The organism is Amycolatopsis antarctica, assembly GCF_002262875.1.
In the GTDB taxonomy this organism is placed as follows: domain Bacteria; phylum Actinomycetota; class Actinomycetes; order Mycobacteriales; family Pseudonocardiaceae; genus Amycolatopsis; species Amycolatopsis antarctica.
On record NZ_NKYE01000015.1, the window covers coordinates 83,776 to 106,155 of the forward strand.

Below are 22,380 nucleotides of genomic sequence, written 5' to 3' on the forward strand. Positions count from 1 at the left end.
TGCGACCACCGGCCCGCCACTGTCCACCGCAGAATCCGGTTGACGAGTGTGCCAGCATTGATCGTCGTGAACCATCATGACGACATCGCCGCGATCCGGGACATGGCCGGGCTGGCCACACCGATGGCCCTGCGGGTCGCGGTGACTCTGGGCCTGCCGGACCGGCTGCTCGGCGACGGCGCGAGTACCGAGCGGCTCGCGACCGAACTGGAGGTCTCGCCGGTCGCGCTGGAGCTGTTGCTGGCTCACCTGGCGACGCTCGGGATCGTCGAGCGGACAGCAGGCGGTTACCGGGCCACCGCCTTCGGAGCGACGCTCCGCACCGGTACCGGCAACGGCCTGACCAACTTCCTGCATCTGGAGATGGCGGGTGGCCGGGCCGAACTGGCCTTCGTCGAACTCCTGCACAGCATCACCACCGGCGACGCCGGATACCCGCGCCGCTACGGCCGGGACTTCTGGGCGGATCTCACCGCACAGCCCCATCTTCGTGAATCCTTCGACCAGCAGATGACCGACCGCTTCCGGGAACAGCTCCCGCGGATCGTCGCCGGTCACGACTGGGCACGTTTCCCCAGCATCGTCGACGTGGGCGGGGGAAACGGCACCGTGCTGGCCGCGATCCTGGCCGCGTACGGGCAGATCCACGGTCACCTGGTCGACCTTCCACCCACCGCGGCCGCGGCCCGGCGCACCTTCGCCGCGCACCGGCTCGGCGCTCGGACCGAGGTCACCGAGGGCAGCTTCTTCGACCCGCTGCCGGCCGGGGCGAGCGCCTACCTGTTGTGCGACATCCTGCACGACTGGGACGACGAGCACGCTCGCCGCATCCTGGCGCGGTGTGCCGAGGCCGCCCATCCGGCCGGTCGTGTCCTGGTCGTCGAGCCGGTCGGCGATCGCCGGGCCGACACCGGGATGGACCTCGCGATGCTGGCGATCTTCGGCGGCCGTGAACGCCGCGTCGAGGAGTTCCGTTCCCTCGCCGCGGACCACGGTCTGGTCCTGGACGGCGTGACCGAACTGACCGACCAGCGGTGTCTGCTGGACTTCCGCCTCGCCGGCTCCGGCTGACCCGTACCGATTCCGGACGCGGGCGTCAGGCCGGTTCGACGCGGGCGAGCCAGGATGTCAGCAGGTTTTCGAACAGTTCGGCCTCCTCGGCGCTGAGGGCGTCCAGCAGCCGCCGTTCATTGCGCATGTGCTCGGTGAACGCCCGGTCGATGAGGGCCCGGCCCGCCGGGGTGAGGGCGATGACGCGGCCCCGTCCGTCGTCCGCGGTGCGGCGACGGGCGACGAGGCCCGCGTTCTCCAGGCGGTCGACGCGTTTCGTCATGGCGCCGGTGGTGACCATGGTGAACCGGGCGAGTTCTCCGGGCGCGCGCTCGAAGGGCTCGCCCGCGCGGCGCAGCGCGGCGAGGACGTCGAACTCGCCCTCGCTCAGTCCGTGTCTGCGGTAGACGACGCACAGTTCCTCGGTCAGATGGGCGGCGAGCCGGTGCAGCCGCCCGAGGACGCCCTGGGGTGAGACGTCGACATCCGGGCGTTCCCGCGCCCATTCGGCCTGAATCCGGGCCACGTGATCGAGGCGTGCGTCCATTCCTTCACTATAGCTTCCAAGGAAGGTATAGTTCCTTCCATGGAAGGTACCTGGCGTTGGGTGCTGGTGACGGCGATCGCTCCGGTGGCATGGGGCAGCACCTACTACGTGACACGTGAGTTCCTGCCCGCCGGCAGTCCGCTGTACGGGGCAGCGATCCGCGCGCTGCCCGCCGGCCTGCTGCTCCTGCTGGTGTGCCGGACGCGGCCGCGGGGTTCGTGGTGGTGGCGGTCGATCGTGCTGGGCGTGCTGAACATGAGCGCGTTCTTCGCGCTGGTCTATCTGGCCGCTCAGTTGCTGCCCACGAGCACCGCGACCGTGATCATGGCGACCTCCCCGGCGGCGATGGTGCTGATCGCCTGGGCGCTGCTGTCCGAGCGCCCGGGTGTCCTGCCCGTGCTCGGGGTCGGGCTCGGCATCGCCGGAGTGGGCACGATGTTTCTCGGCGGGGCCGGGCCCGCCGACCTCCGGGGCGTGCTCGCCTCCGTCGCCGCGATGGTGATGTCGTCCTTCGGTTACGTCCTGGCCAAGAAGTGGGGTGGCCAGGTGCCGGTGCTGGCCTCGACCTCCTGGCAGCTCGTCGCCGGGGGGCTGGTCCTGGTGCCGGTCGCCGTCGTGGTCGAAGGCGCGCCGCCTGCTCTGGACGGGGCGGCGGTCGCCGGGTTCGCCTACGTGAGCGTGGTCGCGACCGCGATCGCCTTCGCCGCCTGGTTCTCCGGCCTGCGGAATCTCACGGCCGGCACCGTGGGTCTCGTCGGCTTGCTCAACCCGGTCGCCGGCGTGCTGCTGGGCACCGCGCTGGCCGGGGAGAGCCTCGGCGGCAGGCAGATAGTGGGAATCCTCCTCGTGCTGGCGGGAATCCTTCTCGGCCGCTCGTCCGCGGGCCGGTGGACGCGACGCCCTCGAGCCTCGCGGGAGCCGGCCGGGGACAGTGCGTCCTGTCCGGTGTCGCGTCCATCCGTGCGGTCGGCGGAGCCGGGTTCCTAGCGCCGTGGCCGATGTGCGATGTCCGGTCAGGCTCGGCGCGAGTGTCCGGACGCCGGTCGGCAGTGCTGCCGGAACATCGTGCACGGCAAGGGATCCGGAATCCTCGTGTGCCGGGTGCGCACGTCCGATGCGTTCCATAACCGCCACCGGCTGGGTGCCAGGCGAACGCTCCGCGGACGCTGCCGAGTGTGGGTCATTTCGTCATGACCGGACCGCATCTCGATCTGACCGAGGTGAACCGGGTGTATCAGCACCTGGAGTACAGCTGTTCGGGGACCTCGCACGGCGCGGGTCAGGTGTGTGTGGAATTTCTCACTCGAAACCGGTGTGCCCCAAGGGAAACCGTGCGTCGAGATCGAGTGGTCGACGACCGGTGGGCAGCGGTGGTCCATGTTGTCCCATGGGTGGCAGGTGGCCGGCGGAGTTCCCGGTCCGACCGTCGCCGGGCGCTGCCGATTCGCCGCTGCGGTCTTCGGCGGCAGCGATCAACCCGTGAACCGCCGGCGGAACCAGCGCGTGAGGATCTCGTCCACCGCCCTGGCAGCGGGCGATTGCGGGGCTGGTTCCAGGCCGGGTTCATCGGCCAGTGCGTGCGCCAGGCCCGGCACGGTGCTCAGTTCGATCAGGTTCGGGTGCGCATGCCGCTCGCGCAGCACATCGACCATCGCGGCGGCGTCCGCGCGCAGGTCCGGATGATCCTGTTCCCCGCTGACGAGCAGCAGTGGGGGCTGCGCGGGGAAATTCGCCGCCCTGGCGACGAAGTCCAGTTCATCGGCCAGCCTGCGGGACTCCGCGGTCCACCGGTAGGCGTGTCCGGCGAGGGATTCGGCGAGCCCGACCGCGGACCGTATCCGCACGGCCGGGTTGACCAGGGCGACCGCGCTGATCGGGATGTCCGAGGTCGCCAGTACCTGCAGCGCCACGGCTCCGCCGAGCGAGGCGCCGAGAACACCGATCGGCTCCTCGTCGACCGGAAGCCGGTCGCGCAGCGCGGCGAGCGCGGCCGGGAACTCCTCGGCGGCCTGCCGGGTGAACGGGACCAGAAATGCCGCCAGCGCGTCCTCTCGGACGAGGTCGACGACGGCGTCGACCCTGCCGTCGACCATCCGGTCGCCGCACATGGGCATACCGAGGTGGACCCGCCAGGCGGGCACGCCGGTCAGCGGCAGCGCGGCCGCGAACGCCGCGTCCGTACGGGGCGCGTCCAGCATGTGCCAGGTCACGATCAACGGCGCGGAGCCGTCGGCGCTTCCTTCGGGTGGGAGCGCGGTGAACGGCACTCCCGCCGCGGTACCGGTGATCGTCTGCACGGCTGTCTCCCTCGATGCGCGTCTCGACACCGTAGGCGGCGAGACGGGGGACGAGGTTCCCTTTCGCGGACGGCGGAAACGCGGCCGGGGAAGGACGTTGTGCCCTACCGGCAGGCGCAACTCCCTGCGTGCCCGGCAAGCACCTCGTGCCGGACTCCGATGACGCGCACCACACCGGTCGCGCCGGGATGAGTCCCACCGTCGGGTTCGCTGCCTGCTGTGTGGCGGCCTACCATCGCGCGATGGGGCCGGGACATACGCTCAGCACGCGGCAACGGGACCTGCTGGATGGATGGCTGCCCGGTGCGAAGATCGTCCGGGACCACAGCTGGGGGCTGGTCGGGACCACGGTGCTGGAACTGGTCCACCATGGGCGCCGGTACATCGTCAAGGCCGGGGACGAGCAGGACCACCACCTGGCCCGGGAGTCGCGGGCGCACCGCGACTGGCTCGCCCCGTGGACCTCGCGCGGACGCGCACCCGTTCTCGAGTACGCCGACGAGGAGGCCAAGCTGCTGGTCACTCGTCACCTGCCGGGCGAGCTGGTGCAGGGCCGTGACGAGGAGCGTGATCCCGAGATCTACCGGCAGGCCGGTGAACTCCTCGCGGTTCTGCACGGTCAGTCGTCGGTCGAGGACGAGCGGTTCGAAGCCGAGGCGAGGGACAAGGCGCTGAGCTGGCTGGCGCGGCCGCACCGCATCACGCCCGAGGTCGTGCGGCGGCTGCGCGCGGAGATGGAGTCCTGGCCTGCCCCGGTGGTGACGCTGGTGCCGACGCACGGGGACTGGCAGCCGCGGAACTGGCTCGTGCATGAGGGCGTCGTGGCCGTCATCGACTTCGGCCGCGCCGCCCCGCGCCCGGCGCTGACCGATCTCGCACGGCTCGCCGCTCAGCAGTTCCGGAACGGGCCTGCGCTCGAAGCCGCGTTCCTGGACGGCTACGGGCACGATCCCCGGGAGTCCGCGGCCTGGCGGCGCAACCGGTTCCGGGAAGCGGTCGCCACCGCGGTGTGGGCCCACCAGGTGGGCGATGAGCGGTTCGAACGACAGGGGCACCGGATGATCGCCGACGCGGTGACCGACTACTGGAACTGACCATCGGGATCGGGGCCGAGGCGCAGACGGCCATGCCCGGACGGGATGGCACGTCCGGAGTCTCGATCGTCCCTTGTGGACGTCCTTTATGGACGTTGATAGTGGACGTGTAAGCGTGTTGCCCGATGCCGCTCCGGGTGACCGGTTCAGGAGCTGCTCGGCGGTGTCCGGCGCGCCACGATGGACCACACCAGCGCTTTCCGGATTCCGGGGAGCACCGTATCGACGTGGTCGGTGACCGCCCGGCACGAGGTCTTGTGCGCGCGCCGTTCGGCAGGGGTGAACACGATACGGACGTCGCCGTCGATGGCGAACGCGGCGAGCGTCGCGTCCTCGATCGCGACGTCGGCCGGGGCGTGACCATCGAGCACCGTGCTCCGTACCCGATCGCGCAACGTCGCCAGTCCTTCGTGGTCGGACACGGCGACCCGGCGGACCGGGAACAGCCCCAGCGCCCGGCGGCGGCTGATCTCGATGTCGCCGGTGGCGGCGAGCCCGTCGCGGACCGACCGCTCCGCGGTGTGCCAGTCCCGGTCCACCACGGTGAACCAGCGTCGCGGACGGTCCGGCGGAACATCGTCGAGCACCTTCGAGAGGAAGTCGTCGTCCGGCGGGCTGGCTGCGCCACCGACACGTTCGGCCTTGCCGCCCCGGTCGCGGAGCAGGCCGTCGATGGTCAGGTCCGCCACCGCGGCGGCGCGCAGCAGCGGACCGTGAACAAGGGAACTGTTGGTCTCGAGCCGGTGCTTGTCCTTGTCCCAGCAGAGCAGGTACATCCGGCGCGCCAGCGACGGTTTCACGAGACCCCCCGCACCTCGCCGGCGTGTTTCGCCTCGCGCAGCAGTGGCCGCAAACGGCGCATGACGTCGAGTTGCGCCGGGTTGTAGACGTCGTTGAGTGCCTTGTCGACCGTGTCCTGGGCGAAGTTCGCCCCATGCGGGGCATCGGCGCCGGCATCGCGCAGCGTCGGGTTCTCGGAGTGGAGCGCGCGGAAGTAGGGGACAAGGCGCTCGGCGAGATCCTGGCGGACCGTCTCGCCGGTGTCGGCGGGCAGACTGTCGAACTCGGCTGCCACCGGATCCTGGGGAAGGTTCTGCAGCATGTCGGCATAGGACTGCAGCCCCTGTGGCCCGAGCACACGGGACAGGACGACAACGAGGGAGCGGTCGGCCTCGGACATCTGACCCTCCGCGGCCACCGGGGCCAGGTCGGGCGGCAGGTCCGTCGGTACGGACTGGCGCAGGATGAGACCGAGTTCGACGCGGGCCCTCTGCAGCCGTTCGATGGTGGCCGAGAGCTCGGCATCGAGGGTTCGCAGCGCCTCCTCGGGGTGGTCGTCGGCCTCGCCCATGGCCGCGATCTGAGTCAGCGAGAACCCGAGATCGGTGAGCCGTTTGATGCGCAACAGCCGCACCAGGTGGGCGACGCCGTACTGCTTGTAGCCGTTGGCACGCCGTTCGGGCTCGGCGACCAGGCCGATCTCGTGGTAGTGGCGTACGGCTCGCAGACTCGTGCCTGCGAGCTCGGCGATCTCACGCGTACTCCAGGCCACGTGCGGCACCTCGCTTCGGACGTCGGGTGTGAACGGCACGGCCGTGCCGACGACCGCAGTAGAAACCCTGCCGTCGCGGCAAGGTCAAGCCGGAGCCCCGATCCGGATGAATGGTGTGGATCACAGTTGCGCGGCACCGCGACGATCACCGTCCGCCATGGACTCGACCCGTCCTCGTAACCGCCCGTGCCGGTGGCTTCCCGCAGAGCCAGCGCATCTGCCCGAAGGGGCGCCTCCGATGCGTGCCGCGTTCCCGGCAGGCCTGGGAGCCCTATAGTCCGATCGCGTGTTCCATGCTGAAGAGGGGGAGACCCGGCCGGTCCACGGCGTGGTCGGTATCAGGTTCGCGCGGTTCCACCTCATCGAATCCGGCCGGCTGGCGAACTCCCGTAGCCCGGCGAAAACCGGCCTGCTCGACGCTTCGCCGGGGCAGATCTGGTGCACGACCGGCGCGCGGATCGGCCGGATGCACGTCACCGTCGAGATCGCCACCGCGTGCCCGGACGACGCTCTCGACGAGTACGAGGACGTCGTGGAGACGAGCTACGAATCGCCGCGGGGGCGGTTGACCGTCGTCGACTGGGCGAGTCGCCATGTGCTGGCGCTGCCGCCGATGCCCGGAGGGCCGGGCAGTTACCGGCTGCGGTACCACCTCCGCGACATGGACTCGGGAACCGGCGACGGGCAGGGCGTCGGCCGGTGCCTGCTGCGGATCTGGCCAGCCGCGCCCGGGCTCGCCACGGAACTCAAGATCACCAGCGAGTGCGGACGGTTCTGGCATCCGGCCGACGAGCGGACCGTGCCCGTCGCCGGGACGGGCCGGTGACGGCGGCCCCGGTCGCACAGACCTGATCCGAGGCCCCGCCGCGGCCCGCGCAGGCGGATCCCTCCCCGCCCTCCGCCGAAACGGTGCGGACGGAAGTGCCGCGGATGCTGGCTCACCGATACACCGGGCGTGCCCGGGCGGACATGCACCTCGGTCGCCTCATTCGTCGTCCCGGTACCGCTCCGATCCGGAGACCTTGTTCGCCCGAAAATCTCCGCTCTGTCCGGCTCGGGCGAATCCGGTCAAATCTGATGGCAGAAGTACCTACGTTCGGTGGGTTGACGATGAATCTTGCTAGCTTCTTTCTGCAGCGCACACCTCGTTTTATTCCCGACAAAGGAGCTCGCGTGCTTCGTAAAATGATGATCCGTTCCGGTGTCGCGGTCGCGGCCCTCGGTATCGCCGTTTCCGTTCCGGGTGCCGCCGTCGCGGCGGGTCCGGCGACCGTCAACGCGCCGAGTCCGGTCACCACCCAGGCGACCTGGGTGTACCACAAGTGGTACCCGACCTCGGCTGCTGCCTTGTGCAAGCTCGAGGGTCAGCGGTTCTATCCGGGCCGCTACCAGTGCAGGAACAGTGTGCAGCGCAGGGTCGAATTGTGGGTTCGGTATTGAGTATCCGATCTGATCGGTACTGAAGGTGAGGCGTCGCGAGTTTCCACGGATCTCGCGGCGCTCTCGAATTTGTCGCTTTCTCTCATCGTCCACATCGACGCGATTCGTGGGAATCGATTATCGCGCCGTACGCCGTGTTCGGCCGGCGGATTCCTGATCGACCGGGAACGCGTGGCACGGTGGTGAGCACGCCTGGCGGCGGGCTGGGTGGTGCTGCGTGGAATCGGGCACGCCGTCACCGGGGCTGGCTCGGCTGGTGGTGTTTCCAGCGTTCCGCCGCACCACCGAGCGTCTCACCTGACCCGCCGAGGTCGAGCCCGCCACGCGAATCTCCGATCTCGGAGTCTTGACCATCCACAATGGACTTCCTGCCCGGCGGCGCCGACCTCCGTGGCGCAGGTGCCGGCGCTTGGTGACGTTCGGGCAGTCGAGGCCGTGGGGAACTCCCGCGCGGTACGCCCGGGCATTCGGGCCTGGCGGTACCCGCCGGCCCTCCCGGGCGTGGATCTTGGTCGAGCGACGCCGCCATGGTGGATCGAAAGAGTGGACTCACGTCGCCCGGTCGGGTCCCGGCCGCCGGTGTCCCGGCGTCGTCCTGTCCACGCCGCCTTTCACCTCCCTGTGCGAACTTCGGCGTCACAAAGAGGGGCGATACCGGCGCGTGTAACCACAACGTGGATGTGTGTGTCACTGGCCGGTCCGGTATCTGTGATCACGCCCGCAGACACTCGGCACACCGCCGTGAGCAGGCGTCTCCCGGGGTCGATTCGCCGCGCGGAGCCAATGCACACCTCGCCCACCTGCCACTGTGGAGTGATCGACTTCGCTCGGTTTGACCTGTCCGGAGTGGGGTAACAGCATTCCGGCGACGGCAGGAAAGGCCTGAGAGACAAGAGGAGAATTCATGAATCAGGATCTCGTGAAGCGTGTGACCATCGGATCCGTCGCGGCGGCAGGTGCTCTCGTCATGGGGGTCACCACCGCCTCGGCTTCTCCGATGGAGACGAGCGGTCCCGGTGAGGTCCCGCCGTGCACCTCCGAGCAACTCAAGCTGTCCGCCAGCGAACCGGAGCAGAGCGAGGGTTCGGACGCCCAGTACGAGCTGATGCTCAGCTTCAAGAACATCTCCGATCGTAGCTGCGGGGTGGCCGGCCTTCCCGCCGTCGATCTGGTGGGCCCCGAACAGGCGCCCTACGGCGACCGCTACCGGTTGACGAACGGCGGGCAGCCCGGCGAGTTCCTCGCCCTCGTCCCCGGCCAGGCAGAGGAGGTCGCCCAGGTGACCGTGCTGACCTCCGAGGAGGGCGAGGACGACGCCTGGACGCCGGAGACCATCGAGGCCACGCCTCCGGGCCAGACCGCTCCGTTGATCCTCGAGTGGTCCGAGGACCTGCCGGTGTTGCGCCAGGACGGTGCGACCAGCCCTGGTTCCTACGTGCAGGGCATCTCCTGACCCTGTGGTCACTGCCGGGTGCGGGCCGGATCCGGTCCGCACCCGGGCCCCTGCCGAGGATCCCGGCCCTCACCCCGGCACGTCTGTCTACAGTGGACGAATGAAACCGGTGCCCGGTCTACCGGCGGGAGACCGGGCGGTGTCCACACCGCGCCCGCCGCCGCTCACAGGTCGAGCCGCAGCCTGGAACAGCCACGTTCGGCGCGCGACACGCAGATCATCATCGCGTCCTGACGTTCCCGCTCCTCCTCGGACAGCAGCGAGTCGCGATGTTCGGCACGCCCCGCGAGCAGCGGAGCCTCGCAGGATCCGCAGGTGCCCTCCCTGCACGACCAGTCGGCGATGATTCCCGCGTCCTCCGCCACGGAGAGAATGCTCGCCCCGGGCGGTACGACGGCAGTGATGCCGCTGGCGTGGAACTCGACCTCGAAGGCCTCCTCCGCCCCGGCCGGTTCGACGGCCAGGGGCGCGAAGCGCTCGACGCGCAGGGCGCCTGGCTGCCAGCCCCGCATCCGGTCGGCGACGGCGCCCAGCAGTGGCTCGGGGCCGCAGGCGTAGACCAGCGTGCCCGGAGCCGCAGTGCCGAGGAGGCCGGCCAGGTCGAGCAGGCCGGACTCGTCCTGGGGTGCGATCGTCACCCGGTCACCGTGGTGGGCCAGTTCCTCGGTGAACGCCATCGAGGTTCGCGTGCGGCCACCGTAGAGCAGCGTCCACTGCGCGCCTTCGCGCTCGGCGTGGGTGATCATCGGCAGGATCGGGGTGATGCCGATACCGCCGGCGACGAAGACGTAGCGATCCGCCCGGGCGAGCTCGAAGTGGTTGCGGGGTGCGCCGACCTCGACGATGTCGCCGCTGTGGACCTTGTCGAACACGTACTCCGAACCCCCGCGACCGCGCGGCTCCCGCAGCACGCCGATGCGCCACCGATACCGGTCGGCCGGGTCGGAGCACAGCGAGTACTGCCGGGTGATGCCGTTGCCGAGCACTACGTCGACGTGCGCGCCCGGGGTCCAGCGCGGCAGTTCGCCGCCGCCGGCGGGCACCAGGGACAGGGACAGGACGCCGTCGGCCTCGTCGCGGCGTTCGTGGACGATCATCTGCATCGCGGACCTCCTTAAACTCCTCGGGATACGGACGGCGGGCGCGCCGGACGCTGTCGCGGTGGTCAGCGTGCGGGGCCGACACGGGCGACGACGGTTCGGAGGCTGACGTAGCCCTCGAGGGCGACCAGTCCCCGTTCCCGGCCGGTGCCACTGAGCTTGGTGCCGCCGAAGGGGACCGCCGTTCCACCGCCGAAGTACTCGTTGATCATGATGTAGCCGGCGTCGACCCGGCCCGCCACCCGCAGCGCGCGGTCGATGTCGCGGGTGTGGATGCCGACGCCGAGGCCGTAATCGGTGGCGTCCGCCAGGCCGGCGGCGTGGTCCTCGTCGTCGAACGGCAGCACCGTCAGCACCGGCCCGAAGATCTCCTCCCGGGCGATGCGCATCCCGGGGGCGACGCCGGTGAACGTGACGGGCGCGAGGAAGTGACCGCGACCGGGAACCGGTCCCGGTTCCCCGGCGACGGTCGCCCCCTCCGCCCTGCCCAGTTCGATGTAGCCGGCGACCCGGCGATGGTGCTCGGCGGAAACGAGCGGGCCCAGGTCGGGATCGTCCGCGCCCGGCCCGATGGTGAGCTCCGCGGTGCGGGCCGTGATCCGGTCGACCAGCTCGTCGTGGACGGAGCGCTCGACGAGCAGCCGCGACCCCGCGTCGCAGTACTGGCCGGTGTTGGCGGTGAAGCCGGTGACGACCTGCGCGGCGACCTCGTCGAGGTCGGCGTCGGCGAACACGATCTGCGGGGACTTACCGCCGAGTTCGGTCACCACCGGGGTGATGTGCTCGGCCGCGGCGCGCAGCACCGCCCGCCCGGTGGCGACTGAGCCGGTGAAGGTCAGCGAGCCGATGCCGGGATGCGCGGCGAGCGCGTGCCCCGCCTCGGCTCCGAGCCCGGTCACGACGTTGTACGTGCCGGACGGGTAGCCGGCCGTCTCGACGAGTTCGGCGAACCGCAACGCGGTCAGCGCGGTCTGCTCGGCGGGCTTGACGACCGCGGTGTTTCCCGCGGCCAGCGCCGGGGCGAGGCCCCGGCACAGCATCGACAGAGGTGCGTTCCACGGGACGATGTGCGCGGTGACCCCGACCGGCTCGCGCACGGTGTACGCGAGCGAGCCCGGCCCGATCGGGATCGTCTCGCCGTGCAGCTTGTCGGCCGCGCCCGCGTAGTAGTCCAGGTAGCCGACGCACCCGCCGATCTCGGAACGGGCCAGCGACAACGGTTTGCCGGTGTCGAGGGTCTCCAGGCGGGCGAACTCCTCCCGGCGCTCGTCGAGGGCACGGGCGAGTGCCCGCAGTGCCCGTCCCCGGTCGGCGGGTGTGGCCTCGCGGATCCGGCGGGCGCAGGCGCGGGCCGCGCGCACGGCGTCGTCGACATCGGCCGCGCCACCGCGCGCGATCCGGCCGATCGTCGTGGCCGTGGAGGGATCCTCGACCGGGAGGGTGCCCTCCTCTCGAGGCGGGGTCCACGTTCCGTCGACGTAGTGCCGGGGCTCCGCCGTGACCGGGGCCGTCCTGGGCGCGCTCATGCCGGGTCCGGGAACATGCGCGTCATGGTGTCCTCGTCGCCGTCGGGCACCCGGTCGAGGCCGACCATCCTGTCGATGACCATGTTCTGGAAGCGGTGCAGCGGTTCCTCGAAACGGAAGCACATCCGGCCGCCCCGGTAGGCGGGATTCTCGATCCCCTCCTGTACCCGCTCGACGATCTCGACGTCCTGGCGGTTGACGATGTCCCAGAACTGCTCGAGCTGGTCGAGGTCGGCCTCGGCACGCTCGTCGTCGGCCGACTCGGGATGGGTGAGCAGCACGGCGGTCTCGACCGTCCGGTTCGCCGCGACCGGGCGGTTGAGCAGTACGAATGCGTGGTTGGGCAGCACCACCAGCGCGCAGCTCGGGAACAGCCACACGAACCGTCCGCTGTCCGCGTCCTGGGCGCCGAGCGAACTCAGCGGGGACAGGCCGTCCCAGCCACCGGAGTCGGAGTTGCGCGACACCGGCGTCGTGCACATCCCCGTGTACATTCCGGGCCCCTGCCAGCGGTAGTGATCGGAGAAGCGGGAGACCTGGTTCAGCTCCGGATGAACCCAGGGCAGGTGGTAGTACTCCATGAAGTTCTCGCCGATGAGCTTGTAGTTCGCGGCGACGTCGTAGGTGCGGCGGCGCCGCGGCGTCCACTGGTCGAGCCGGTAGTCGGCGAATCGCCGCGGCAGGTCGCCGAGCTGGTCGGACAGTGGGGCGGGATCGGCGTCGAGGTTGACGAACAGCAGGAATCCCCAGGTGTCGACGGCGACCGTGAGCAGGCCGTAGTCGGCGCGGTCGAAGCCCTTGGCCACCGAGGTGTCGAAGATCGCCTCCTGGCCCGCGGGAACGTCGGAGTCCTCGAACAAGGGCGTGCCCAGGCACGTTCCGTCGGTGTCGTAGGTCCAGTTGTGGTACGGGCAGCGGATGCGCCCTCGGTGCCCGACCTGCCGGGCGGTGGCGTCCAGCAGTTTCGTGGCGCGGTGCCGGCAGAGGTTGTGGAACCCGCGCAGCCCGCCCTGCCGGTCCCGGGTCACGATGATCGACCGGCCGGCCACCTCGACGACGACGCAGGCGCCGGGGCGGTCGACGTCGTTGGCGAACCCGACCGCGACCCAGCCGGTGGTGAACACCTTCTCCTGTTCGAGGGCGAAGAAGGCGGGGGAGCTGTAGGCGTCCGGCAGCAGCGTGGAGGCCAGCTCCACCGGGAGGCGGGTCTGCCGGTACGAGGCCTCCTCGGTGAACCGCGCCGGATCGAGCGGCCGAGCGGGCAGTGCGGTCTGCGGGTCGATGGCGGCCGTGGTGAACTCCGTGGTCATCGCGAGCGGTCTCCTTCCGGGAGGTGATTGGTCAGACGTGGAAGCTGCGCGGGAAGGACGGGTCGGTCAGTGCCGGGCGGGTGATCGTGAAGGCGTCGATGGGCTGGGATGGCCTGCGTTCGAGGGCCAGATCGGCGAGCAACCGCCCGATGAGCGCGGCGAACTTGAAGGCGTGCCCGGCCCCGTTCGCGACGACGATCTGCGGATGCTCGGGCAGGGTGTCGAGGATGAAGTTCTGGTCCGGCGGCACGGTGTACAGGCAGGTCTTGGAGTAGAGCTCGGGCCCGCCGAACCGTGGCAGGTGCCGGTCGACGAACGCGGCGTACCGTTCGCGTCGCACCGGGTCCGGTTCGAAGGTGCGCTCCTCGGCGGTGGTCTCGTGCCCGCCCATGTGCTGCCCGAGCTTCGTGGCGACCTCGCCGTAGACCGGGAAACCGTAGAAGTTGTGCGTGCCGTGCCACATGAAGATCGGGAAGCGGGACGGGGCGAACTCGGCCAGGTGCGGGGTGGAGTAGTAGGTCACCTGCTCCTGCAGCACGGACAGCGGCAGCGTGACCCCCGTTCCGGCGAGCACGCGGTTGGTCCAGGCATCGCTGGCCACGACCACCCGGTCGGCACGGAAGGTGCGGGTGTCGGTGACCACGGCGACCCCCTCGCCGTCGGGTCGTATCGCGCGCACGGGGGTGCCGGCGACGATCTCCGCACCGTGCGCGCGGGCGAGTGCGATGTGCACGGCGTTCGCCCGCGCGGCGTCCACGATGCCCGACTCGGCCTGGTACAGCGCCTGTTCCCCGCCGTCGACGCGGAACTGCGGCCACCGCGCGACGAGTTCGTCGGCGTCGAGACGCTCGTAGGCCACCCCGTACTGGTCGAACATGTCGGTGTAGCCCTCGATGTTGCGGCTGCCGGTGGCGGCGCCGCGGCGCGCGACCCGGTCCTCGACGACCAGCCCGCCGGTACGGGTGACGATCTGCTGACCGGATTCGGCCTCGACCTCGTCCCAGGCTTTGTACGCGGGCGCGGCGAGCGCCGCGTAGTGCGGTTCGTGCTGGGCAAGCCGGATGATCCGGGAGTGGTCCTGTGAGGCGCCGCGGTGGTGCCCCAGCTCGAACTGCTCGATTCCCAGTACGCCCGGCCCCAGTTCGGACGCGAGCCGGTACAGCGCGGACGAGCCCAGCCCGCCACAACCGATGACGATCACACGATAACTGTCCACTTCGGACTCCCGCTGGTGCCGGAGTTGGCCCCGGCTCGGTGGTGGGGCCGCGTCGCGGTGATCCGCGTCACGGTGCTGAGGAAAGTGTCAGCGCCATGAACTGTTCGCGTCTATCGAAGAAAAAGGCGTGTGATCTTGTACATTCCGTACATGATCGATCGTCGGCTGAAGGTGCTCCGGGCCATCGCCCGGCACGGGACGGTGACCGCGGCCGCCGAGGTGTGCCGGATGACCACGGCCGCGGCCTCGCATCAGATGCAGGCGTTCGGCCGCGAGCTCGGCCTCGTGCTAATGGAGCAGCAGGGCCGTGGGGTGCGGCTCACCCCCGCGGCGCGCACCCTGCTCGCCCACGGCGAGACGCTCACCGCGCAGTGGGAACGCGCGAAGGCCGACCTGGCCGCGCACCGCGCGGGCGATGTGGGTGGGCGACTGCGGTTCTGCGGGTTCTCCACGGCGGCCGCCGCCGTCGTGCCCCAGGCACTCGAACGGCTGCGGCGCGAGCGGCCGGGCCTGGAGCTACAGTTGCTGGAGACCGAGCCGGCCCGTTCCTTCGACCTGCTGGCCGCGGGCGACGCCGACATCGCCGTGGTCGTCGCGACCCCGGACATCCCGCCGGTGACCGACGCCGCCTTCGACCAGCGGGCCCTCTACGACGAGCCGCTGGACGTGCTCGTCGGGCCGGAGCACCCGCTGGTCGGCCGCGACGACGTCGCTCTGAGCGACCTCGCCGCCGACCCGTGGATCTGCAGCAATCCCGGCCACGCATACCACCAGCTCGTCATGCTTGCCTGCACCAGCGCGGGATTCGCGCCGGACGTCGCGCACTACGCCGATGAGTGGGACACCGGTGCCGCCCTCGTCTCGCGCGGTTTCGGGGTCGCTCTGGTGCCACGCCTGGCCGAGCTGCCCCACCGCCACGACACCCGGCGGATCGCGGTCGGTGTCCCCCCGGTGCCGATCCGCCGGGTCATCGCCGCGGTCAGGGCGGGCTCGCAGGAGCAGCCCACGATCGCCGCCGGTCTCGACGCGCTGCGGCAGGCATGCGCCTCTCTGTCGATGACCCTGGCCGGACCCGGCTGAGCATGTCCGATGTGGACTTTCGGCGCCGGGTGGCGCCACGAGCACGATCGGTTACCTGCCAACGAAACGTTCAGAAAGTCGATACGTTTGTCCCTGACCGGTCCGGCCGGGTTGCCGGGCGGGGGCCGGTTGCGGTGAACTGGGTAGCGGTGAACTGGATATCGGAGGAGTGGACGTCATGGCGTGGAGCACTCGCGAAATCGCCGAGCTCGCGGGCACGAGCGTGCGGGCGGTGCGGCACTACCACGAGGTCGGTCTGCTCGCCGAGCCCGAGCGCGGCTCCAACGGCTACAAGCGCTACGGCGTGGCGCACCTGCTTCGGCTGCTGCGGGTCAAGCGGCTGACCGACCTCGGACTCTCCCTCTCGCAGATCGCCGAGATGGGCGACGACGACGAGCACCCGCACGAAGCTCTGCGCACACTCGACGCCGAACTCGCCGAGACGATCGAGCGGCTGCAGCAGGCACGAGTGGAGCTGGCATCGATCCTGCGACAGGGCACGCCGACCGACCTGCCGGCCGAACTGGAGCTGACCTCGGCCACCGTGGAAACCGACATGACCGAGGCCGACCGGTCCTTCATGGTGGTGCTGACCCGGGTTCTGGGCCCGGAGGGCCTGCAGGCCCACGCGGACCTGCTGCGCGACGGTCTCGCCAATCCGGTGTACGCAGCGTTCGAGAACCTGCCCGAGGACGCGGACGACGAGACCTGCCAGGACCTCGCCGAGCGGCTGGCCCCGTACGTCCGCGCGATGTTCGCCGACCACCCGGGCCTGCGGACCGCGAGCGCCGACGCGCCCCGCGGAACGCGCTTCGCCAACAACACGATGAACACGGCCATCCGGGACCTCTACAACGCCGGTCAGGTCAAGGTCCTCGGACTCATGGGGCCGTTGCTCAAGGCCTCGCCGCCCGACAAGCCGGCCACCGATCCGGCACCGGCCGAGACACCGCGGCCGGAGTCCCAGGAACCGGTGGCCTGACCTCTCGGGCGACGCCGCCCGATCCATGGGAGGTGCCCGGCTACCGGGCGGTCGGCTCACCTTGTCCCGGCGGGAGTGCCGGAACGACCTCGACGCTGCGCCGGAACCGCCGGTGCCCGATCATGTGGTCACGGATTTCTTCCATCAGGAGTGGAGTCACCATGTTTGTGGCAGAGAACATCTCGGACTGGTGCGGCCTGACGGTGGTCGACGCCGATGGGGACAAGATCGGTGAGATGGACTCCATCTACTTCGACACCGCGAGCGACCGTCCCGCGTTCGCCACGGTGAAAATCGGCATCATCGGACGGCATCGCCTCGTGTTCGTGCCGCTGGACGGCGCGACGGTGAGCCCGAAGCAGGTGCGGGTGCCGGTCGGCAAGAGCCAGGCGAAGGACTCGCCCGCGATGGACACCGACGGCGAACTCCTCGCTACCGAGGAGGCGGCGATCTTCGACCACTACGGACTGGTGTATCACCCCGGAGTGAGCGGGGAACGCCGACTGGCCCGGCGATAAGCGCGCACCGTGCCGGCGCGTGCGTCCGTGCACAGTGGACATGACGTCCGTACACAATGGACGCTTCGGCCGGTTCCGGTCGCCCGGCGGGACGGGCGCGCGCCGCCGGTTCAGTCGTTCTGCAGGTTGGCCCGGCAGGAGGCGTTGCCCTCGCCGTCGACGTTCTGCTCATGGTAGGTCTCGCCGTCCACGATGATCCGGCACACCGTCCCGGGGGCTGCACCGGTGACGTCCAGGTCGTTGAAGCCGAAGCCCACGTTCGCCGTGCGCTGCCACGGCAGTCGCTCCATTGCCGACGGGGGCGCGACGCTGCCGTCGTCACCGGCGAACCTCGACGAGACGGTGGCCTGCCCGGGCCCCTGCACCTCCATTCGGACGTCCCAACTGGATCCAAACAGGCCGCAGCCGCTCAGCGATGCCGTCGCGGCGGTGACGGTGGCGGCGAGTACCGCTGTCCGGAGGTGGTGGTGGGCGGGCATCGCTGAACTCCTTCTGCGGGCATTCCGGTGGCACGATGAGGTGTGCCGCGCCGGGGGGACGCGGCCGGCGACAGTGACGATCGCCGACGACGGTGCCCCGCACCTCGGCCGAAAGGCCGATTCCGAGCGTGCCTGTCGTCCGAAAGGCCGGGATGTCGGGGCCGGCGTCGCGGAGTCACGGATGTCCCGGCCTGCCCGCTGTCATCGGGCCGCGCTCGTGACGGGCGGACCGCGCTGTGCCGGGTGGTGCCCGGCAGGGCTCGTCCGGTGCGGCGTTACTCGACGGGTCCGGCCACGCCGGCACGCCCCCGTTCTCCGCACGGCGTGTCCCCGCCATGGATGCCAGCCGCGGCAGAGCACGTAGGCGAGTCCGGTCGCCGCCACCAGGATGAGGTCGATCCACGCGGTCGTCCGGGCGCCGGGAGCGTCGCCGAGCGTGAACGCGAGCACGCAGACCGCCGCCTTGTGGACGAGCAGAAGTTCCCAGATACCCGGCGCCCGGCGTGGCCAGGCGGCGAGGATGGCCCACAGGCCCGCGAAGACGGTGTAGCCGAAGGTCCGCCAGCCCTCGACGAGAAGACGTTCGTCGGACGTGCCGGGCATCGCGGTGACTCCGTCGGCGAACGCGAGCAGCGTGCTGGCGGCGGCGAGGGTCATCAGGCCGCGGCCGAGCAGGTCGGCTCTTCGGCTCGGTACGGCCGGACGGGTGGTCGATCCGATCGGCATGGCGGTACGCCCCCTCGTCCTCAGCGCTGACGGTCTCGGCGGTGGACGGCGAGAAGCAGCACGGCGGACACGCCGGTGATCAGCACGACGAACGCGGGATGGATGTCCTTGGACAGGCTCGGTGCACCGTCGGCACGGGTGAGCCACGCCAGGAGCGGGATCGCGTACGTGACGGCGAGCAGAACGGCCGCCGCGCGAACGAGCCGATCGCGGGTGCGGAGGACGGCACCGGCCAGCGCGATCGCCACCGGGATGATCGCCAGCATCGCGAACTGGCCGAGAACCATGATGGGGACCGCCCACGCGGCGATGGTCACCGGCAGCGGAACGCTTCCTCGCGAGTGAGCCAGTGCGTCGGACGTGATGGTCATGATGGTGACCCCTTCGAGGTAGGTGGACACACGGGAAGCGAGTGCGTGTTGGGAAAGTTAGACTATATAACTGTGGAAAGCAGTTCCAGGGTTACGTGATAGCTTCCGGCCGGTAAGCAGCCGGGCGGAGATGTCAGGAGGTGGCCGTGGCAGAGTCCGAGACGACGACCCCGCGCGAGCGTTACCGGATACAGGTGCGTTCGGAGATCAAGGGCCACGCCTGGGAGCAGATCGCCACGGCGGGAGCGTCCGCGCTCTCGCTGAACGCGATCGCCAAACGGATGGGCATGAGCGGCCCGTCCCTGTACCGGTACTTCAGCGGCAGGGACGACCTCATCACCGAACTCATCAGGGACGCCTACCGAAGCCTCGCCGACGCCTTCGAGGCGGCGGCCGGACGCGGTGCCGACCTCGTGGCGCTGGCGGGGACCCTGCGAAGGTGGGCCCTGGACGACCCTCATCGATACCTTCTCGTCTACGGCACGCCCATTCCCGGTTACCACGCGCCGCAGGACGTCACCGCGATCGCGGGCCAGATCCTGGCCACCCTGCTCGACGCCTGTGCCGCGCTGCCCTCGGACGGTCCGGTCACACCCTTCGTCGAGCACCTCGAAGAGCATCGGCGATGGGTGGGCGAGCATCCGGCCTCGTCCGCGGCCCTGCGCACGGCGCTGGCGTTCTGGATCCGGCTGCACGGGGCCCTGTCCCTGGAACTCGCGGGACACTTCACCGGGATGGAATTCGATCCGGCGCTGCTCTTCGCGGCCGAGGTGGACGACCTGACCGGCCGGACGGCGGACTGAGGGCCGGCCCGTAGTCGAGGCCGGGTCCGCGACAGCTCGGTCCACAGTGGACGGTGCGGGTGACGGCGCGCGAGGAAGCGTCCGGATTCTTGATTGACTCCAGAAAACCTGCGAGACTGCGCCGCGTGCCCACGCCCACGGACTTCGAGCGCATGCTGCGCGGGGTCGCCCTGCGGGTGACGCGCCCCCGGGTGGCGGTTCTCTCCGCGGTGCACGGCCACCCGCACGCCGACACCGACTCGATCATCGGTGTCGTGCGCGAGGATCTCGGCACAGTGTCCCACCAGGCCGTCTACGACGTGCTGCGCGCGTTGACCGGCGCGGGCCTGGTGCGGCGCATCGAGCCCTCGGGCTCGGCGGCACGGTATGAGGCGCGGGTGGGGGACAACCACCACCACGTCGTGTGCCGGTCGTGCGGCGTCATCGCCGACGTCGATTGCGCCGTCGGTCCCGCGCCCTGTTTGACTGCGTCCGATGATCATGGTTTCGCGATCGACGAGGCCGAGGTCGTCTTCTGGGGCCGGTGCCCCGACTGCTCCACCACGCTCGAATCCTGAGCACACCGTTCCGATCCCGAAAGGACTACCGTGTCTGACAGCCCTGACGCCGTCGTTGGCGAGATGAACGAGGAGAGCGCCGGCGGTTGCCCGGTCTCCGCCGGACGCTTCAAGCACCCCGCCGAGGGCGGGAGCAACAACGAGTGGTGGCCGAACCAGCTCAACCTGAAGATCCTGCGCAAGCACCCCGCCGTGGCCAACCCCATGGGCGAGGACTTCGACTACGCCGCCGCGTTCGGCTCGGTCGACCTCGACGCGCTGGCCAAGGATGTCGACGAGGTGCTGACGACCTCCCAGGAGTGGTGGCCGGCGGACTTCGGTCACTACGGCCCGCTGATGATCCGGATGGCCTGGCACAGCGCCGGTACGTACCGCGTCGACGACGGCCGCGGTGGGGCGGGCGCCGGAATGCAGCGCTTCGCGCCGCTGAACAGCTGGCCGGACAACGGGAACCTGGACAAGGCGCGCCGTCTGCTGTGGCCGGTCAAGAAGAAGTACGGCCGGACGATCTCGTGGGCCGACCTGATGATCTTCACCGGCAATCGCGCGCTGGAGACGATGGGACTGAAGACCTTCGGTTTCGCCGGTGGCCGGGCCGACGTGTGGGAACCCGACGAGGACGTGTACTGGGGCCCCGAGCGCACCTGGCTCGGCGACGAGCGCTACACCGGTGACCGGGAGCTGGAGAGCCCGCTGGCCGCCGTCCAGATGGGCCTGATCTACGTCAACCCCGAGGGCCCCAACGGAAACCCGGATCCGCTCGCCGCGGCCCGCGACATCCGCGAGACCTTCGGGCGGATGGCGATGAACGACGAGGAGACCGTCGCGCTGATCGCGGGCGGCCACACCTTCGGCAAGACCCACGGTGCCGCCGATCCGGACCAGTACGTCGGCCCCGAGCCCGAGGGGGCGCCGCTGGAGGAGCAGAGCCTGGGCTGGAAGAACACCTTCGGCAGCGGCAAGGGCCGGGACGCGATCACCAGTGGTCTCGAGGTCACCTGGACGGCGACGCCGACCAGGTGGAGCAACAGCTTCTTCGACAACCTGTTCGGTTACGAGTGGGAGCTGACCGCCAGCCCCGCAGGAGCCAACCAGTGGCAGCCGAAGGACGGCGCGGGCACCGGCACGGTGCCCGACCCCGAGGACGGTTCGCTGAGCCGTCCCCCGACGATGCTGACGACCGACCTCGCGCTGCGGTTCGACCCGGTCTACGAGCCGATCTCGCGGCGATTCCACGAGAACCCCGAGGTCTTCGCCGACGCCTTCGCCCGGGCCTGGTTCAAGCTCACCCACCGCGACATGGGGCCGATCCAGCGTTACCTCGGACCGCTGGTCCCGAGCGAAACCCTGATCTGGCAGGACCCCGTCCCCGCGGTGGACCACGAGCTGGTGGACGACTCCGACATCAGGACGCTCAAGGACACGCTGCTGGACTCCGGGCTGTCGGTCGCCCAGCTCGTCTCCACCGCGTGGGCCTCGGCCTCCACCTTCCGCGGCAGCGACAAGCGCGGCGGGGCGAACGGCGCGCGCATCCGCTTCGAGCCCCAGCGCGACTGGGAGGTCAACGACCCCGAGACGGTGACGACCGTGCTGCGCACGCTGGAGGGAGTCCAGGAGTCGTTCAACGGTGCGCAGTCCGCCGGGAAGAGGATCTCGCTGGCCGACCTGATCGTGCTCGGTGGGTGTGCCGCCGTCGAGCGGGCGGCGAGGGAGGCGGGCCACGAGGTCGAGGTGCCGTTCACCCCCGGCCGGACGGACGCCACGCCGGAGCAGACCGACGCGGAGTCCTTCGCGCCGCTCGAGCCCGCCGCCGACGGTTTCCGCAACTACCGCGGCAAGGGTCACCGCCTGCCCTCGGAGTACCTGCTCGTCGACCGCGCGAACCTGCTGAACCTGAGCGCGCCCGAGATGACCGTCCTCGTCGGCGGTCTGCGGGTGCTCGGCGCGAACCACCGGCAGTCCTCGCTCGGTGTGCTCACCTCGGCACCCGGCTCGCTGACCAACGACTTCTTCGTGAACCTGCTCGACATGGGCACGGAGTGGAAGGCGGCGGAGGGGTCCGGCTCGGAGGCGGAGACCTTCGAGGCCCGCGATCTCGGCACGGGTGAGGTCAAGTGGACGGGCAGCCGGGTCGACCTCGTGTTCGGTTCGAACTCGGAGCTGCGCGCACTGGCCGAGGTCTACGCGAGCGATGACTCGCAGGCGAAGTTCGTCGGCGATTTCGTCGCCGCCTGGGACAAGGTGATGAACCTCGACCGGTTCGACCTCTCCTGATCCAC

Annotated in this window: 23 protein-coding genes; 12 read left to right on the forward strand and 11 right to left on the reverse strand. The window is 70.2% G+C overall.

Going from position 1 to position 22,380, the window contains the following annotated elements; all coding sequences use genetic code 11:
• Positions 1-102: 102 nt before the first annotated feature.
• Entirely contained in the window at positions 103-1,071 is a 969-nt protein-coding gene (locus CFN78_RS21805) for a methyltransferase (RefSeq protein WP_094864805.1), read from the forward strand.
• A gap of 25 nt (positions 1,072-1,096) precedes the next feature.
• On the opposite strand, the gene CFN78_RS21810 is transcribed toward CFN78_RS21805, so the two are convergent.
• Positions 1,097-1,597, reverse strand: a complete 501-nt coding sequence (locus tag CFN78_RS21810; RefSeq protein WP_094864723.1) for a MarR family winged helix-turn-helix transcriptional regulator — start codon at positions 1,595-1,597, stop codon at positions 1,097-1,099.
• A gap of 39 nt (positions 1,598-1,636) precedes the next feature.
• Between CFN78_RS21810 and CFN78_RS21815 the strand changes: the two genes are divergently transcribed.
• Positions 1,637-2,584: a DMT family transporter gene (locus CFN78_RS21815; protein ID WP_094864724.1), complete on the forward strand. Its 948-nt coding sequence runs from the start codon at positions 1,637-1,639 to the stop codon at positions 2,582-2,584.
• Between the two features lie 485 nt (positions 2,585-3,069).
• On the opposite strand, the gene CFN78_RS21820 is transcribed toward CFN78_RS21815, so the two are convergent.
• The gene (locus CFN78_RS21820; protein WP_094864725.1) at positions 3,070-3,894 is read right to left on the reverse strand and encodes an alpha/beta hydrolase family protein; all 825 of its coding nucleotides are present in this window, start codon (positions 3,892-3,894) and stop codon (positions 3,070-3,072) included.
• Between the two features lie 242 nt (positions 3,895-4,136).
• On the opposite strand from CFN78_RS21820, the gene CFN78_RS21825 reads away from it, so the two are divergent.
• Positions 4,137-4,988 (forward strand): phosphotransferase family protein, encoded by an 852-nt coding sequence (locus CFN78_RS21825; protein ID WP_094864806.1) that lies wholly within the window; start codon positions 4,137-4,139, stop codon positions 4,986-4,988.
• A 146-nt stretch (positions 4,989-5,134) separates the two neighbouring features.
• On the opposite strand, the gene CFN78_RS21830 is transcribed toward CFN78_RS21825, so the two are convergent.
• Both CFN78_RS21830 and CFN78_RS21835 read right to left on the reverse strand, forming a co-directional pair.
• Positions 5,135-5,788 (reverse strand): GOLPH3/VPS74 family protein, encoded by a 654-nt coding sequence (locus CFN78_RS21830; protein ID WP_094864726.1) that lies wholly within the window; start codon positions 5,786-5,788, stop codon positions 5,135-5,137.
• A complete protein-coding gene (locus CFN78_RS21835) occupies positions 5,785-6,540 on the reverse strand; it encodes a helix-turn-helix domain-containing protein (RefSeq protein WP_094864807.1) in 756 nt (251 codons plus the stop codon). Before CFN78_RS21835 ends, CFN78_RS21830 begins: the two co-directional genes overlap by 4 nt.
• A gap of 286 nt (positions 6,541-6,826) precedes the next feature.
• On the opposite strand from CFN78_RS21835, the gene CFN78_RS21840 reads away from it, so the two are divergent.
• The 3 genes from CFN78_RS21840 (at position 6,827) to CFN78_RS21850 (ending at position 9,433) form a co-directional block, all read left to right on the forward strand.
• Positions 6,827-7,366, forward strand: coding sequence for a hypothetical protein (locus tag CFN78_RS21840; RefSeq protein WP_133116418.1), 540 nt, complete (start codon positions 6,827-6,829; stop codon positions 7,364-7,366).
• Between the two features lie 278 nt (positions 7,367-7,644).
• Positions 7,645-7,980 (forward strand): hypothetical protein, encoded by a 336-nt coding sequence (locus CFN78_RS21845; protein ID WP_133116419.1) that lies wholly within the window; start codon positions 7,645-7,647, stop codon positions 7,978-7,980.
• Positions 7,981-8,884: 904 nt separating this feature from the next.
• Positions 8,885-9,433 carry a DUF4232 domain-containing protein gene (locus CFN78_RS21850; protein ID WP_094864729.1) on the forward strand — a complete coding sequence of 183 codons (549 nt, stop codon included), beginning with the start codon at positions 8,885-8,887 and terminating at the stop codon, positions 9,431-9,433.
• A 164-nt stretch (positions 9,434-9,597) separates the two neighbouring features.
• On the opposite strand, the gene CFN78_RS21855 is transcribed toward CFN78_RS21850, so the two are convergent.
• The 4 genes from CFN78_RS21855 to solA form a co-directional block, all read right to left on the reverse strand.
• Positions 9,598-10,536 (reverse strand): PDR/VanB family oxidoreductase, encoded by a 939-nt coding sequence (locus tag CFN78_RS21855; protein WP_094864730.1) that lies wholly within the window; start codon positions 10,534-10,536, stop codon positions 9,598-9,600.
• Between the two features lie 62 nt (positions 10,537-10,598).
• Positions 10,599-12,059 (reverse strand): aldehyde dehydrogenase family protein, encoded by a 1,461-nt coding sequence (locus CFN78_RS21860; RefSeq protein ID WP_094864731.1) that lies wholly within the window; start codon positions 12,057-12,059, stop codon positions 10,599-10,601.
• Complete coding sequence (locus tag CFN78_RS21865) at positions 12,056-13,369, reverse strand: aromatic ring-hydroxylating oxygenase subunit alpha (RefSeq protein WP_094864732.1); 1,314 nt, start codon at positions 13,367-13,369, stop codon at positions 12,056-12,058. The genes CFN78_RS21860 and CFN78_RS21865 overlap by 4 nt, the downstream gene beginning before the upstream one ends.
• Positions 13,370-13,400: 31 nt before the next feature.
• Complete coding sequence (gene solA, locus CFN78_RS21870; protein WP_094864733.1) at positions 13,401-14,585, reverse strand: N-methyl-L-tryptophan oxidase; 1,185 nt, start codon at positions 14,583-14,585, stop codon at positions 13,401-13,403.
• A gap of 150 nt (positions 14,586-14,735) precedes the next feature.
• Here solA and CFN78_RS21875 point away from each other — a divergent pair, with 150 nt between their 5' ends.
• The 3 genes from CFN78_RS21875 (at position 14,736) to CFN78_RS21885 (ending at position 17,165) form a co-directional block, all read left to right on the forward strand.
• On the forward strand, positions 14,736-15,665 hold the full coding sequence (locus CFN78_RS21875) for a LysR family transcriptional regulator (protein WP_094864808.1): 930 nt from the start codon (positions 14,736-14,738) through the stop codon (positions 15,663-15,665).
• A gap of 178 nt (positions 15,666-15,843) precedes the next feature.
• A complete protein-coding gene (locus CFN78_RS21880) occupies positions 15,844-16,647 on the forward strand; it encodes a helix-turn-helix domain-containing protein (protein ID WP_094864809.1) in 804 nt (267 codons plus the stop codon).
• A gap of 161 nt (positions 16,648-16,808) precedes the next feature.
• Entirely contained in the window at positions 16,809-17,165 is a 357-nt protein-coding gene (locus tag CFN78_RS21885; RefSeq protein ID WP_094864734.1) for a PRC-barrel domain-containing protein, read from the forward strand.
• A gap of 110 nt (positions 17,166-17,275) precedes the next feature.
• Here CFN78_RS21885 and CFN78_RS21890 read toward each other — a convergent pair whose 3' ends face one another.
• The 3 genes from CFN78_RS21890 to CFN78_RS21900 all read right to left on the reverse strand — a co-directional run bounded on the left by CFN78_RS21890 (position 17,276) and on the right by CFN78_RS21900 (position 18,741).
• On the reverse strand, positions 17,276-17,644 hold the full coding sequence (locus tag CFN78_RS21890; protein WP_094864735.1) for a hypothetical protein: 369 nt from the start codon (positions 17,642-17,644) through the stop codon (positions 17,276-17,278).
• Positions 17,645-17,845: 201 nt separating this feature from the next.
• On the reverse strand, positions 17,846-18,370 hold the full coding sequence (locus CFN78_RS29590) for a hypothetical protein (RefSeq protein ID WP_205660607.1): 525 nt from the start codon (positions 18,368-18,370) through the stop codon (positions 17,846-17,848).
• Positions 18,371-18,390: 20 nt separating this feature from the next.
• The gene (locus CFN78_RS21900) at positions 18,391-18,741 is read right to left on the reverse strand and encodes a hypothetical protein (protein ID WP_094864736.1); all 351 of its coding nucleotides are present in this window, start codon (positions 18,739-18,741) and stop codon (positions 18,391-18,393) included.
• 146 nt (positions 18,742-18,887) lie between these two features.
• Here CFN78_RS21900 and CFN78_RS21905 point away from each other — a divergent pair, with 146 nt between their 5' ends.
• The 3 genes from CFN78_RS21905 to katG all read left to right on the forward strand — a co-directional run bounded on the left by CFN78_RS21905 (position 18,888) and on the right by katG (position 22,375).
• Positions 18,888-19,544 (forward strand): TetR/AcrR family transcriptional regulator, encoded by a 657-nt coding sequence (locus CFN78_RS21905; RefSeq protein WP_094864810.1) that lies wholly within the window; start codon positions 18,888-18,890, stop codon positions 19,542-19,544.
• A gap of 125 nt (positions 19,545-19,669) precedes the next feature.
• Entirely contained in the window at positions 19,670-20,101 is a 432-nt protein-coding gene (locus CFN78_RS21910) for a Fur family transcriptional regulator (RefSeq protein ID WP_094864737.1), read from the forward strand.
• A gap of 30 nt (positions 20,102-20,131) precedes the next feature.
• The gene (katG, locus tag CFN78_RS21915) at positions 20,132-22,375 is read left to right on the forward strand and encodes a catalase/peroxidase HPI (protein ID WP_094864738.1); all 2,244 of its coding nucleotides are present in this window, start codon (positions 20,132-20,134) and stop codon (positions 22,373-22,375) included.
• Positions 22,376-22,380 lie beyond the last annotated feature (5 nt).